Below are 14,165 nucleotides of genomic sequence, written 5' to 3' on the forward strand. Positions count from 1 at the left end.
AGGCCATTCACCTTGGCTTTGCAGGGCTAAAAACGTATAGTGCTGGGCGATCCTTCATCAGGTCTCCACCCAGGTTTTCACTTCAGGTTCCTCACTTATGTTCCAAGACAATCCGCTGCTGGCCCAGCTCAAGCAACAAATCCGCGAAAACATCCCCAAGAAAGAGGGTGTTATCCGCGCCTCGGACCGGGGCTTCGGCTTTCTGGAAGTCGATGAGAAGACCAGCTATTTCGTGCCGCCTCCCTACATGAAGAAGGTGATGCACGGTGACCGGGTGACCGCCCTGATCCGCACTGAAAAAGAGAAGGAAGTGGCCGAGCCGGATACCCTGCTGGAGCAGTCCGTCACCCGCTTCGTGGCCCGGGTCAAGATGTTCCGTGACCGCCTCAACGTGGTGGCCGACCATCCGCTGATCAAGGATGCCATCAAGGCCCGCGTCAAGAAGGGTCTGGATGAGAAAGAGTTCAAGGAAGGTGACTGGGTGGTGGCGACCCTCAAGCGCCATGCGCTGGTCGACGGCAACTTCTCTGCCGAGATTATCCAGAAGATCGCCGCCCAGGAAGATCACAATGTGCCCTGGTGGGTGGTGCTGGCGCGCCACAATCTGGCCCAGGTCGAGCCGGCTGACTTGCCGGAGTGGAAGGTGATCGAAGAGGAAGAGCTGCCCCGTCGTGACCTGACCAAGGTGCCCTTCTTCACCATCGACGGTGCCAAGACCAAGGACATGGACGATGCGCTGGCCATCACCAAGCTGGATAACGGCTGGGAGCTGCTGGTCGCCATCGCTGACCCGACCGCCTATGTGGCCGAAGGGAGCGAGCTGGACAAAGAGGCCGCCCAGCGCGCCTTTACCGTCTACATGCCGGGCCGCAACGTGCCGATGATCCCGCGCACCCTCTCCGACGAGCTCTGCTCCCTGAAAGAGGGTGAGGAGCGCAACACTCTGTGCGCTCGTCTGCTCATCGCCGAAGATGGTCTGCTGCTGGAGGAGACCGAGTTCTTCGCCGCCCGCATCTGCTCCCACGCCCGCCTCAACTATGACGACGTCTCCGACTGGGCCGAGCATGGCAAAGAGCTGTCCATAGACGCAGGCGTACTGGCCCAGCTGCCGCTGATGAAGGCAATGACCGAGGCGCGCATCGCGTGGCGCACCGAGCATGCCTTGGTGTTCCCGGATCGTCCCGACTACGACTTCGAGCTGGGCGAGAATGGCGAAGTGCTGGCTATCCACGTCGAGCCGCGCCGCATCGCCAACCGCATGGTGGAAGAGTCGATGATCGCTGCCAACATCTGCGCTGGTCGCGTGCTGGGCAAGAGCGTCGGTTACGGCATCTTCAACGTTCACACCGGCTTTGACGAAGAGTCTCTCGACGGCGCAATCGACCTGCTGAAGAGTGCCGAAGCCCCGTTCGAGCGCGACGAGATCGCCAGTCTCTCCGGCTTCTGTGCCCTGCGCCGCTGGATCGACAACCTCGACACCCGCTGGCTGGACGGCAAGATCCGCCGCTTCCAGAGCTATGCGCTGATGTCCTCCGAACCGGGCGCCCATTACGGTCTGGGTCTGGATGCCTACGCCACCTGGACCTCCCCGATCCGTAAATACGGCGATATGGTCAACCATCGTCTGCTCAAAGCGGTTATCGCCGGCAAGACCCCGGGTGAGCGCCCGAGCACCGAGCTCACCGAGCATCTGACCGCCTGCCGCCGTCTGCACCGCATGGTGGAGCGCGACATCGGCGACTGGCTCTATGTCCGTTACCTGAAAGCCGCCGCTGGCACCGATCAGGTGTTCAACGCCGAGATCATCGACGTGATGCGTGCCGGCCTCAAGCTCCGTCTGCAGGAGAACGGCGCTGTGGTCTTCCTGCCTGCCCGCCATATTCTCGACAACAAGGATCGGCTGGAGTGCAACTGGGACAACGGCCGCGTCTATCTGGACAAGACCGAGGTGGTCTACGAGCTCGGCCAGATCATCGAGGTGAAGCTGACCGAAGCGGTAGAAGAGACCCGCTCTCTCATCGCCAAACCGGCGGTAGATCTGGTACCGGGTCCGGCACCGGAAGCCCCGGCGGCCGAGAGTGCGCCAACCGATAGCAGTGAAACGCCCGCTGAGGCTGCCCCCAAGGCAGAATAAGCCGCGCAGAATCATCTGATCTGCCCGAGAGCCCGCCATCGTGCGGGCTCTTTTTTACCCAACACCCCGCCTTACAAGCTGCCATATATACCGTTATGGCACACAGTTCTAGCCACGATTGGCAGAGAACACAGTGAATGTCTCCACCAGAATGGCTGAAAGCAACCGTTATGTGCGCTGCCTCTCCTTTCTGACATATTAATCAAGGAGAAATATGTCTATACTCGCTTGGGTACAATCCAAGGGATATTGGTATGCAGGAATGGGACCCGGAACACTTCACCAACTTCGCTCAGTTATGCGAAGTGAGCCTCGCCACCATCCGTGAAAAGACCGATGCCGAACGCCTCTACCTCTGGCTGAAAGCCCCCGAACCGCAGCTCTACAGTTTTCAGCTCGATCACGGGCTGACCACGCTTGATCTCGCCCATCTCGGCCAACTGACCCTGCCCCACCACCTGATCGACAAGGCGATGGAGAAGGGACAACTGGTGATCGAGCAGCTCCCACCACCGCCTGATCCCGACGAAAATGTGGAGCCTGCCCAGCCGCAGTTACGCGCCTGTTTCCCTCTAAAGCGTCACATGAAACTGGAAGGGGTCATCTATCTGGAGACCCGCCGCCGCATCGACCGCCTCTCCTCCCACCAGCGTCAGGGCATCCAGCTCCTTATCCACTATCTGACGGCCGAGCTCAGCAATCACCTGCTCTCCAGCCAGGTCAATCAGGAGCGGGACCAGCGGCTCCATACCCAGACCGATCTGGTACAGAGTCAGGCACTGCAGGGCTCCTTCCTCACCATGTTGCAGGCGCTGCACATGGTCAGTGTCACCCTCTCCCGCAGTCGCAGCGAGAACGATCTGCTGCGGGATGCCGTGCTGCTGGCCCGCAAGGAGCTGCAATTCGATCGGGTCGCCATCTTCCTGATCGAACCCGATGGCAAAACCATGCGCGGCACCTGGGGCACCAGCGAGGACGGTGAGCTGATGGATGAACACAACTTCATCAGCCCCATTCCGGATCACCCCACGGTGCAAGAGGCGCTCAGGCGCAAGGATTACGTTCTGGTGATGGAAGATACCCCCCTCTACTACGAGAAGCAGCAGGTGGGCCGTGGCTGGAACGCCATGATATCGCTGTGGGATGGCACCACCCCCATCGGCTGGATCGCCGCCGACAACCTGCTCTGGCACCGTCCGCTCAAGGCCTATCAGAGCGAGATCTTCAAACAGTACGCCGCCATTCTGTCACAACTGCTGATCCGCCAGCGTACTCAGGAGCAGTTGGAAACCCTCAACCGCCAGCTGGAGGCCCGGGTCGCCGAACGCACCATGCAGCTGGCCGAGACCAACCGTGCGCTGGAGGAGGCCAATCACCGCCTCTCCCTGCTGTCGCTGGAAGATCCCCTCACCGGCATCGCCAACCGGCGCCAGTGGGACATCACCATGCAGCGGGAGTGGGAGTGGGCACGGCGCACCCAGAACCTGCTGGCGGTATTGATGATCGACGTCGACGAGTTCAAGGCCTACAACGACCACTTCGGCCATGCCAAGGGGGATCTCTGCCTGCAACAGGTGGCCCATGTGCTGCGGGATGCAGAGCGGCGCTGCACCAATCTGGTCGCCCGTTACGGCGGGGAAGAGTTCGTCATTCTGCTCTGCGCCCCCCAACCCGGTGAGGCCGAACAGCTGGCCGGACGGATCCACGATGGTCTTGCCCGCTTGAAAATGCCCCATCCCGCCTCGCGGGTTGCTGATTTCATTACGGTTAGCATAGGCTTTAGCTATCTGGTTCCCTCCCAGGACGGAGCATGGCAGACCCTGACTGAACAGGCTGACCAGGCGCTCTACCACGCCAAGTCACAAGGGAGGGCACGCACTCTGGCCTATCGGTGATCCCATGCTGTTGCGTCGCTACCCCATCTTCAATCGTCGCCTGGCTCTGGTGGCCTACGGCATCGACTATCAGCTCAGCTCACCGGCCGAATGGCCTTCACTGGCGCAACATTGCCGCCTGCTGGCGCAGGGGCGCCAATATCTGGTGCCCTTCACCCACGAACAGCTCGATGAACAGCGTCCCCTGCTGCTGGATCAGGACGCGATCCCGCTGGTTGAAGCCTCCAGTGAACGCCAGCCCAACTCGTTCCCGGTGCTGGAGCAGTGGCGCGACAGCCGGCGCAGACTGGCGGTACATGGCGCCAACCGGGATCCACGCTGGCTCGGCGCCAGCCGCCTGCTGGTGTACTGGATGGGGGAAGAGGGGATCTGCCAGCCCACCGAGCACAAGCGGATGGCGCTGAACATCGAAACCTGGGCGGATTTTCTCCCGCTGCGGGAGGCGGGGGTCGACTTCTTTGCCGGCGGCTTTCTCGCCCGTCCGGAGCTGGTCAATCAGCGGGCCAACCAGCCCGATATGGCGCTGGTGCAGCAGATCCTTCAGCTCATCTGCCACGAGGAGTTCTCCTTCGCCCAGGTAGCCCGCCTGCTGGAGCAGGATGCCTGGCTGCCCGGCCTGCTGCTCACCTACGTCAACGCCCCCGGCTTCGATCATGCCGCCCCCATCACCTCGGTACCCCGCGCCCTCTCCTATCTGGGGGAGCAGGAGATCCGCAAGTTCGTGCTGATCAACGGTCTGGCCCGGGTAAGCCAGCACATGCCGGAGGCCTGCACCCGAATGGCCATCGCCCGCGGCCGCTTCTGCGAGTTGATTGCCCTCACCGCCCTCGGTAAAGCGGAGGCAAGCTGGGCCTTTCTGGTGGGACTGGTGCTCGATGGCTCCCTGCTGTCGGAACCGCTGATGGCCCACCTGCCCAAGAGCGTGCAGCGCGCCATCGAACTGCATGAAGGGCCACTCTTTCATCTGTTTCAGCTGGTCAGCACCTATGAACAGGGCAACTGGGCCCTGCTGGAACAGCTTGCCCCCAAATATCAACTCGATCCGGCCCAGCTCACCCCCGTCTATTTTCAGTCACAAATGTGGGGGCAAGCGTTTCTCACCAGCTAGGTGATGGCGAGGCGGGGAGCCACTGGCTAGAATGGGCTCCCTTTTTTCAGAGACTGACCCGCACCATGACGCTTTCCGGATTCCAAGGCCTGGTCTTTGACCTTGATGGCACCCTGGTCGACTCCATGCCGCTGCACCTCGCCGCCTGGGAACATACCGCCCGCGAGTTTGGCTTTCACTTCGACGCCGACTGGTTCTATGAGCTGGGGGGCATGCCGAGCCGCAAGATAGCCCTGCTGGTCGCACAGGAGCAGCAGATCCCACTCGATCCGCTCGAAGTCACCCGCTGCAAGACCGCCCACTATGTGGCCAACCTGCACAAGGCGACCGTCTTTCCGGCCATGCAGGCGCTGGTCGAGCGCTATCATGGCGTCATCCCGATGGGGATTGGCACCGGCTCGCCCCGCGTCAACGCCGAAGCGGTGCTGCGCAACACCGGGCTGGATCGCTACTTCTCCGTGGTGGTCACCGCAGACGATGTGGAGCTGCACAAGCCCAATCCGGACACCTTCCTGCTGGTCGCCAGCAAGCTGGGGGTCGAGCCATCAGGCTGTCTGGTGTTTGAAGATACCGGTATCGGGGTACAGGCCGGAGAAGCGGCGGGTATGCAGACCTGCATGGTCAAAGAGGGTCAACCAGTCGGCATAACGGCGTAGTGCGGAAAAAAATATCGCCCTGCAAGGGGCGATAACCGGAACCGGCTCTCATACGGGACATGAATGAAAATGAGAGCAGGTTCCGTCAGCCGCTGACGCAGGGCGCATCAACGGGGAGTGCGGGGCAGACGATTACTCGTTGTTGCCGCCACCCTGATTGTCGTCATAACGACCCGGCGCACCGTGGGGACGCGGCGCCATGGAGACACGTGGCTTGCGAGCACGCTGGATATTCACCTGCGGACGGCCGGTGTGCATGGCGATGGTGGAGATCTTGGCCTTGTAGACCAGCTGCTGGTTACCATGAGCATCGGTCAGCAGCACGCTGTACTGGTCGAACCCGCTGATGGTGCCTTCCAGCTTGATGCCGCTCACCAGAAAAATAGCGACCTGACTGCGGTTCTTGCGCAACCAGTTGAGGGCAGAATCTTGCCCGTTCCCGAGGGAGAAGGCTTGCTCAATCGTGGAGTAGCTGGGGGATTCAGTTGTCATAAATTATTGTCCCGCGGAAAAAAAGTGGCGTTTGATTGTGCTAAATGGGCACTGGCTTGTCAAAGTCATTCTCACTCCCGCCAGCAATAGCGGCCTCCGGGGGCTGGTCGCTGACCAGCACAACTGCGATAATCGCCAGCTCTGGCTCTACCACGGGCCTTATCTGGGGTTTTATCTTGCATCCGGTTTCACACCAACACCACACCACCTATGTCCATGATGCCACTGCCTGCGAAGAGTGTGACCTGCTGATACCGGCCACACCGCTCGAGGTGGGACAGGCCAGCTGCTGCCCCCGTTGCGGACACACCCTGAGTCGCCACCTGCCACAGCAGGAGTTGCTGCCGATCTCCTACGGGTTCGCGGCACTCATCATGTTCGTGCTCGCCAATGCCTTTACCTTTATGTCCTTCTCGGCCAAAGGGGTGGGCCAGGAGATGACCTTTTTGCAGAGCATCACCACCCTGGTGGATGAGGGCTATCTGTTTCTCGGCGCGGTATTGAGCCTGACCCTGATCGGCCTGCCGCTGGTCTATATGGGCTCCATCATGCTGGTGCTGTGGCGGGTCGATAAAGATCTGCACAGCAATGCCCTGCGCTCCCTCGGCCGTCTGCTCTGCCGGATCAAACCTTGGCTGATGGTGGATGTCTTTCTGGTGGGGGTGCTCATCTCGCTGGTCAAGCTGATGGGGATGGCCGACATCAAGATGGGGCTGTCGTTCTGGGCTTTCGTCGGTTACACAGTGCTGCTCATCAAGATGATCTCCTCACTGGATCAGATGTGGCTGTGGCAGCGGCTGTTCGGCCCTACCGAGTCGCGGGAGATCGACCCGGAAGCGGGTGCGCTGGAATCAGGTCTGGTGGGCTGCCATATCTGTGGCGCCCTGAGCGAGGTGGGCAGCCACAGCTGCTCCCGCTGCGGCGGCAAGCTGCATGCGCGCAAGCCAGGCGGCCTGAACCGCACCTGGGCGCTGCTGTTTACCTCCGCCATTCTCTACATTCCGGCCAACGTCTATCCCATCATGGATACGGTGTTTCTCGGTGATGACAGCCCCTCCACCATCCTCGGCGGTGTGGTGCTGCTCTGGGCCATGGGCTCCTACCCAATTGCCGCCGTGATCTTTTTCGCCAGCGTGGTGGTGCCGCTGGTGAAAATACTGGCGCTATTCTGGCTTTGCTATATGGTGCAGCGCGGCAATGTCACCTCCCCCCTCGGCAAGCTCAAACTCTATCGCATGACCGAATTTGTCGGACGCTGGTCGATGATCGACGTCTTCGTGGTGGCCATTCTGGCGGGCCTGATCCGGCTCGACAATCTGATGACCATCTATCCCGGCCCTGCGGCCGTCGCATTTGCAGGTGTGGTGCTGATCACCATGGTCGCCGCCATGAGTTTCGACTCCCGCCTGATCTGGGATTTACAACAAGGAGAACGCGAACGTGAGTGAGCGTAAAAAAAGGTGGAAACCGGGCTCTGACTTTCTGAGCTCTGCCGCCGCAATCTGGATGGTGCCCCTGCTGGCGCTGTTCATCGGTCTCTGGATGCTGTTCCAGCACTGGTACTCCCAGGGCCCCAGTTTCACCCTGACAGTCGCCACTGCCGAGGGCATAGTCGCCGGCAAGACGGTGATCCGTTCCCGCGAAGTGGACGTCGGCCGCATCGAGGCCGTCGAGCTGAGCGATGACTACAGCCATGCGGTGCTGAAAGGACGGCTGACCAATGCCGCCTCCGGCATGCTGCGCGGTGACAGCCAGTTCTGGGTGGTCAAGCCCAGAGTGGGCCGTGAAGGGGTATCGGGTCTGAGCACCCTGCTCTCCGGCGCCTATATCGAGCTCGCCCCCGGCAAGAAAGGTCGGGCGCGGGACGAATACGCCATGCTCGATAAACCGCCGCTCGCCTCCCTCGATGCCAAGGGGCTGCGTCTCACCCTCAGCAGTCGCGACACCCGCGCGCTGGGGGAAGGCTCCCCCATCAACTATCAGGGCTTCACCATAGGTCAGGTGGAAGAGGCGAAGTTCCTGCCGGAAAAGAGCGAGATGCAGTATCAAATCTTCATCCATGCCCCCTATGACATTCTGGTGAGCAGCAACTCCCGCTTCTGGATGACCCCGGGCTTCGAGGTCTCCATGAGCAGCGAGGGGATGAAGGTGAAGATGGATTCGCTGGAGAGCCTGATCGATGGCGGCATCACCATGGGTCTGCCACCCGGCTGGGCGCCTGGCGAGCCGGTCAAACAGATGGAAGGGTTCACCCTGTTCCAGGATGAGGCGAGCGTGCTGGCCGGTAGTCTGGATCAGTTCATCGACTACGTCTTCCTGTTCGATGACAACGTGGGTGGCCTGCACCCGGGCGCGGCGGTGCAGTATCGCGGTATCCGGGTTGGTACCGTCATCTCCGCCCCCTACCTCATCGAAGACAAGGGCGTGCAGATCTTCAAGAGCCGCCAGATCCCGGTGCTGGCCCGCATCGAGGTGCAGCGCCTCTCCCACCGCTATGCCAAGGCGGAGAAGGATCAGTGGCGCGCCCTGTTCGGCAAGCAGTTCAAGGAGGGGTTGCGTGCCAGCCTCAAGACCTCGAGCCTGCTGACTGGCGGCAAGATCATCGATCTCAACTTCTATCCGGACGCGCCACGTTTCGAACAGGCCAAGCTGGCCGGTTATCAGGTCTTCCCCACCGTGCAGGGCGGGCTGGATCAGATCGAGCGCAAGGTGAACCTCATCCTCGACAAGTTTGTCGACATGGACATGGCGACCACCCTGACCAAGGTCAACGGGTCACTGACCACCCTGGATGGCACCCTGAAGAACATCAGTGCAGTCAGCGCCAACCTGAACAAGCTCACCGCCAAGGATTCCACCCAGCAGCTGCCGGCCTCGCTCAACGAGAGCCTCAAGCAGTTGCAGGAGACCTTGCAGGCCTATGATGCCCAGTCGCAGACCAATCAGGACCTGCGCCAGTCGGTGCAGACCCTCAATCAGTTGATGCGCGAACTGCAGCCGCTGGTGCACTCCCTCAACGAGCAGCCCAGCTCGCTGATCTTCGATCGCGCGCATCCATCGGACCCTGAGCCCAAGCGAGGCAAACAATGAAAAAAGAGATCCTGACGCTGGCCCTGCTGGGCCTGCTGGCGGGTTGCAGCAGCCAACCAAGCCTGCACTACTACTCGCTCGATGCCAACAGCCAGCAACCCGTAACGGCCCCGGCCCAACCGCAGCACCAGCTGGTGCTGCGCCCGGTGGCGCTGGCCAGCCAGCTCGACCGGATCAGTCTGGTCTATCAGCTGGAAGGGCAAGAGCTGCACTTCACCGAGTACCATCGCTGGGCCGGTGCGCTGGACGATCAACTCAACCAGCTCACCCTCAATGGCCTCTCCACCCGCCTGCCGGGCTGGGTGGTACGGCAGGATGGCGCCCGCAAGGGGCCGGTGCTGACCATTCTGGTGGAGCGCTTTCAGGGCCGTCATGACGGCAGCGCCGTGCTGAGCGGCCGATGGCGCCTGCTGGCGGAGGATGGCACCGTGCTGCGCGATGCCCCCTTCCGGCAGGAGCGGGTACTGCCAGCAGATGGCTACAACGCGCTGGTGAACGAGCTGGGTCAGGGCTGGCAACAGCTGCTCGACCAGATCGCCGCCGAGGTGCGCAAGCAGGGTTGAGCACATCAACCTGCGAGCATCAGATAGAAAAAACGACGCCAGCTGGCGTCGTTTTTTATGGACAAGAGTCGGGGGCGACTTATGCCTTGGCAGGCAGGCTCAGGCGGGCAACCGCTTCCACATGCATGGAGTGCGGGAACATATCGACCGGCTGCACCTCGTCCAGCACGAAGCCCTGCTTGACCAGCCAGGCGAGATCACGAGCCAGGGTCTGCGGGTTGCAGGAGACATAGACCAGACGACGGGGCGCCATGGCGACCAAGGTCTGCAGCACCGCCTTGTCACAGCCTTTGCGCGGCGGATCCATTACCACTACGTCAGCGGTCACACCCTGAGCGTGCAGCTCGGGCATCAGCTGCTCGGCCTTGCCGACGTGGAATTCGGTGTGCTCGATGCCGTTGAGGGCGGCGTTGCGGCGGGCATCGCTGATGGCGCTCTCCACCGACTCGATCCCCACCACCTTGGCGGCCTTGCCAGCCAGGAACAGGGAGATGGTGCCGATACCGCAATAGATGTCGAACACCGTCTCGTTACCGGTCAGCTCGGCATACTCGAGGGCGCTGGAGTAGAGCACATCGGTCTGGGTCGGGTTGTTCTGGAAGAAGGAGAGTGGCGAGATCTCGAACTCGAGTTCGTGGATCTTGTCGCGGATCACCCCTTCGCCGAGCAGCACCCGGTTGGTCGCGCCCAGAATGCGGTTGGTGCGCTCATCGTTGATGTTCTGCACCAGGGTAGTGACCGGCAGATCGCTCAGAGCTGCCAGCAGCTCGGCTTCGAACGGTAACTCCTCGCCCAGGGTCACCAGCACCACCATCAGCTCGCCGCTCTTGAAGCCCTTGCGAGTCATCAGGTTGCGCACGCAGCCGCTGTGGTTCACTTCGTCATAAGCGGCGATGTCATGCGCGCGCATCCAGTTGCGCACCCGGGCGTTGAGCTCCACGTGCAGCGGATCCTGCACCGCACAGTCATCGGCGGTGATGAGATCGTGGGAGTGCTTGCGATAAAAACCGATCTCGGCACCGGCGTCACAGCCACGCACCGCATATTGCGCCTTGTTGCGATAGGCGAACGGGCTCTCCATGCCAAGGATATCCTTGACCGGAGTGTCACCCAGCCCGGCCTGCTCCAGTGCGCTCTGCACCAGTGCCTGCTTGAGCTTGAGCTGGGCCGGATAGGCCAGCGGGCGCACCTGACAGCCACCACACTCGGTGTTGGGGCAGAAATCGGCAACCCGATCGGCAGAGGGCTGGAGCAGCTCGGCGACCTTGCCGTGCAGATAGTTCGGCTTGACCTCGGTCAGCTCCACCAGCGCCTGCTCACCGGGCAGCAGACCTTCGACAAACAGGGGGCGATCGAACAGGCGTCCTTTGCCATCTCCTTTGTCGGTCAGTTCCAGGATCTCGATCTGGTGTTGATGTCCCACTAACGGCATGAGCGGCTCCAAAAGTACTAAAAATGGGGGGTGATGAACGCGGAAAAGCCATGCCCATCGAGAAAAGGTGGCAGAGTTTAGCGGAGATCCGGCCAAATTGCAGGCATAAAAAGCCTGCTTGTTGCAATGGTCATTGCCCCAGGCTATCTGCCGGGCGTTTCCACCTTTCGGGTTGCGGCAAATTTAGCCCTTGGGCCATAACGCCCAGCCTGTTAAAATTCCGCCCTTGAAATTATCCTGGGCCCCGCGCCCGTTCTAGCTAAGGTCTACCGCGATGCGTACCAGCCAATATCTGCTTTCCACTCTCAAGGAAACCCCCTCCGACGCTGAAGTTGTCAGCCACCAGCTGATGCTGCGCGCCGGGATGATCCGTAAACTGGCCTCCGGCATGTATGCCTGGTTGCCAACCGGTCTGCGGGTACTGAAGAAAATCGAGAACATTGTTCGCGAAGAGATGAACAATGCTGGTGCCGTCGAAGTCTCCATGCCGGTGGTACAACCCGCCGAGCTGTGGCAGGAGTCCGGCCGCTGGGATGACTACGGTCCCGAGCTGTGCCGTCTGACCGACCGTCACAACCGTCCCTTCGTGCTGGGCCCGACCCACGAAGAGGTGATCACTGCGCTGGTGCGTTACGAAGTGAACAGCTACAAGCAGCTGCCGCTCAACCTCTACCAGATCCAGACCAAGTTCCGCGACGAAGTGCGCCCCCGTTTCGGCGTGATGCGCGGCCGCGAATTCCTGATGAAGGATGCCTACTCCTTCCACATCGACAAAGAGTCTCTGGTCGATACCTACGAGAAGATGCACGCCGCCTACTGCAAGGCGTTCACCCGCATGGGCCTGAACTTCCGTCCGGTGCAGGCCGATACCGGCTCCATCGGGGGTACCGGTTCTCACGAATTCCAGGTGCTGGCCGAGAGCGGTGAAGACTTGATCGCCTTCTCCGACAGCTCCGATTACGCCGCCAACATCGAGATGGCCGAAGCGCTGGCACCGGCTGGTGAGCGCGCTGCCGCCACCGCAGCCCTGACCAAGGTCGCCACCCCGAACGTCCACACCATCGACGAAGTGGCTGCCTTCCTGAACGTGGCGCCGACCGCCATCGCCAAGACCCTGCTGGTGCTGGGCGAAGAGGATGAGGCTGGCAAGCAGGCCGTTATTGCGCTGGTACTGCGTGGCGACCACGAACTGAACGAAATCAAGGCCGAGAAACTGGCTGGCGTGGCCAACCCGCTGACCTTCGCCAACGACGAGCAGATTAAAGCTGCCGCCGGTTGCGATGCAGGCTCCATCGGCCCGGTCGGCTTTGCCGGTCGCATCATCGTCGATCGCAGCGCTGCCCATCTGGCGGACTTCGTCTGCGGTGCCAACGAAACCGGCTTCCACCTGACCGGTGCCAACTGGGATCGCGACATCGCTACCTACGAAGTTGCCGACCTGCGCAATGTGGTGGAAGGCGACCCGAGCCCGTGCGGCCAGGGCAAGCTGCTGCTCAAGCGCGGTATTGAAGTGGGCCACATCTTCCAGCTGGGTACCAAGTACTCCGAAGCGATGAAGGCGAGCGTGCTGAACGAAGCTGGCAAATCCGTCACCATGGAGATGGGTTGCTACGGGATCGGGGTTTCCCGTCTGGTTGCTGCCGCCATCGAGCAGAACAACGACCAGTACGGCATCATCTGGCCGGACGCCATCGCGCCGTTCGAAGTGGCCATCGTGCCGATGAACATGCACAAGTCCGAGCGCGTGGCCGAGCAGGCACAGCAGTTCTACGCCGAGCTGAAAGCCGCCGGTGTGGACGTGCTATTCGACGACCGTAAAGAGCGCCCGGGCGTAATGTTCGCCGACATGGAGCTGCTGGGCATCCCGCACGCCATCGTCATCGGCGATCGCGGTCTGGACAACGGTGTGGTGGAGTACAAGTGCCGCCGCACCGGCGAGAAGCAGGAAGTGGCCATCAGCGACATCATCGCCATGCTCAAGGCCAAGCTGGGCCGTTAATTCCGCCCTCTTCCCGATATAAAAAAGCGCGCCATTTGGCGCGCTTTTTGTTTCTGTGTGCTGACGACGGCAACCGGATGAAGGGTTGCCTCAGGGATTGCGACCGATAAAGAGGTCGGTCACGTGGCAGCTGCTTCTGGCTTCCAGTGCGTCGAGCATATAGGCCGCCGCATCTTCCGGAGTCATGAAGCCACTCGGGTCCACGTGATCCGAGTTGTCCCAGAATTCGCTGCGGATCCCGCTCGGGTAGAGGTTGACCAGCCGCAGTGGCGAGCTTTTCAGCTCGGCGCGCAAGGATTCGAGAAAGCCGCGCATCCCCCATTTGGAGGCACAGTAGAGGCTCTCGTTGGCCTTGCCCACCTGAGCGGCGGAGGAGAGCACATTGGCCAGCACTCCGCCTTTCTCACCGATAAGCCGCACCGTCTGCTGAGCCACCAGAATGGTGGAGATGAGATTGCTCTCCACCACCCGGCGGATCTGCTCGGCGGTGTAGACACCGACCGGGCCAAACTCGCCCACCCCGGCGCAGTGGATCACCATGTCGGGCTGCCCGCCCCACTCCACCGCTGCAGCGAAGGCGACGTCGACCTCTTCATGGTGCGCCAGATCGGCAGCGATGCCGATCACCGCGCTGCCGAGCAGTTGCTCCTGCTCCTGCAGTCGCTGATAACGGCGCCCCATCATGGAGACCTGATAGCCCCGCTCAACCAGACCTATGGTCAGCGCCCGGCCGAGACCAGAACCGGCACCTGTCACTATGATGTGGCCCATTATCGCTCCTCGTCGTCAGTTGACG

General features: G+C 61.4%; 11 protein-coding genes. 8 read left to right on the top strand and 3 right to left on the bottom strand.

Annotation, left to right across the window (positions count from 1 at the left end; translation table 11 throughout):
* Nucleotides 1-97: 97 nt before the first annotated feature.
* From ACTG2B_RS18825 to ACTG2B_RS18840, 4 genes are all read left to right on the top strand, one after another.
* Nucleotides 98-2,134 (top strand): exoribonuclease II, encoded by a 2,037-nt coding sequence (locus tag ACTG2B_RS18825; protein ID WP_429146848.1) that lies wholly within the window; start codon nt 98-100, stop codon nt 2,132-2,134.
* Nucleotides 2,135-2,388: 254 nt separating this feature from the next.
* Complete coding sequence (locus tag ACTG2B_RS18830) at nt 2,389-4,029, top strand: sensor domain-containing diguanylate cyclase (protein WP_439996613.1); 1,641 nt, start codon at nt 2,389-2,391, stop codon at nt 4,027-4,029.
* Between the two features lie 4 nt (nt 4,030-4,033).
* Complete coding sequence (locus ACTG2B_RS18835) at nt 4,034-5,137, top strand: EAL and HDOD domain-containing protein (protein ID WP_064335439.1); 1,104 nt, start codon at nt 4,034-4,036, stop codon at nt 5,135-5,137.
* A gap of 65 nt (nt 5,138-5,202) precedes the next feature.
* On the top strand, nt 5,203-5,793 hold the full coding sequence (locus tag ACTG2B_RS18840; RefSeq protein WP_005335771.1) for an HAD family hydrolase: 591 nt from the start codon (nt 5,203-5,205) through the stop codon (nt 5,791-5,793).
* 132 nt (nt 5,794-5,925) lie between these two features.
* On the opposite strand, the gene hfq is transcribed toward ACTG2B_RS18840, so the two are convergent.
* A complete protein-coding gene (gene hfq / locus ACTG2B_RS18845; RefSeq protein WP_005335772.1) occupies nt 5,926-6,285 on the bottom strand; it encodes an RNA chaperone Hfq in 360 nt (119 codons plus the stop codon).
* Between the two features lie 176 nt (nt 6,286-6,461).
* Between hfq and ACTG2B_RS18850 the strand changes: the two genes are divergently transcribed.
* From ACTG2B_RS18850 to ACTG2B_RS18860, 3 genes are read left to right on the top strand one after another with little or no spacing between them, the layout of a single operon-like run.
* The gene (locus ACTG2B_RS18850) at nt 6,462-7,733 is read left to right on the top strand and encodes a paraquat-inducible protein A (RefSeq protein ID WP_110303570.1); all 1,272 of its coding nucleotides are present in this window, start codon (nt 6,462-6,464) and stop codon (nt 7,731-7,733) included.
* The gene (gene pqiB, locus ACTG2B_RS18855) at nt 7,726-9,375 is read left to right on the top strand and encodes an intermembrane transport protein PqiB (RefSeq protein ID WP_005335774.1); all 1,650 of its coding nucleotides are present in this window, start codon (nt 7,726-7,728) and stop codon (nt 9,373-9,375) included. Before ACTG2B_RS18850 ends, pqiB begins: the two co-directional genes overlap by 8 nt.
* Nucleotides 9,372-9,938 carry a PqiC family protein gene (locus ACTG2B_RS18860; protein ID WP_005363010.1) on the top strand — a complete coding sequence of 189 codons (567 nt, stop codon included), beginning with the start codon at nt 9,372-9,374 and terminating at the stop codon, nt 9,936-9,938. Before pqiB ends, ACTG2B_RS18860 begins: the two co-directional genes overlap by 4 nt.
* A 79-nt stretch (nt 9,939-10,017) precedes the next feature.
* Here ACTG2B_RS18860 and rlmD read toward each other — a convergent pair whose 3' ends face one another.
* On the bottom strand, nt 10,018-11,370 hold the full coding sequence (rlmD, locus tag ACTG2B_RS18865; protein ID WP_005335776.1) for a 23S rRNA (uracil(1939)-C(5))-methyltransferase RlmD: 1,353 nt from the start codon (nt 11,368-11,370) through the stop codon (nt 10,018-10,020).
* 274 nt (nt 11,371-11,644) lie between these two features.
* Here rlmD and ACTG2B_RS18870 point away from each other — a divergent pair, with 274 nt between their 5' ends.
* Nucleotides 11,645-13,369, top strand: a complete 1,725-nt coding sequence (locus ACTG2B_RS18870; RefSeq protein ID WP_338711069.1) for a proline--tRNA ligase — start codon at nt 11,645-11,647, stop codon at nt 13,367-13,369.
* Between the two features lie 90 nt (nt 13,370-13,459).
* Here the strand turns inward: ACTG2B_RS18870 and ACTG2B_RS18875 are convergent, their stop codons facing one another.
* A complete protein-coding gene (locus ACTG2B_RS18875; protein WP_368175231.1) occupies nt 13,460-14,140 on the bottom strand; it encodes an SDR family oxidoreductase in 681 nt (226 codons plus the stop codon).
* Between the last annotated feature and the right edge of the window lie 25 nt (nt 14,141-14,165).

Source organism: Aeromonas sp. 30P (genome assembly GCF_051919805.1).
GTDB classification, from domain to species: domain Bacteria; phylum Pseudomonadota; class Gammaproteobacteria; order Enterobacterales; family Aeromonadaceae; genus Aeromonas; species Aeromonas veronii.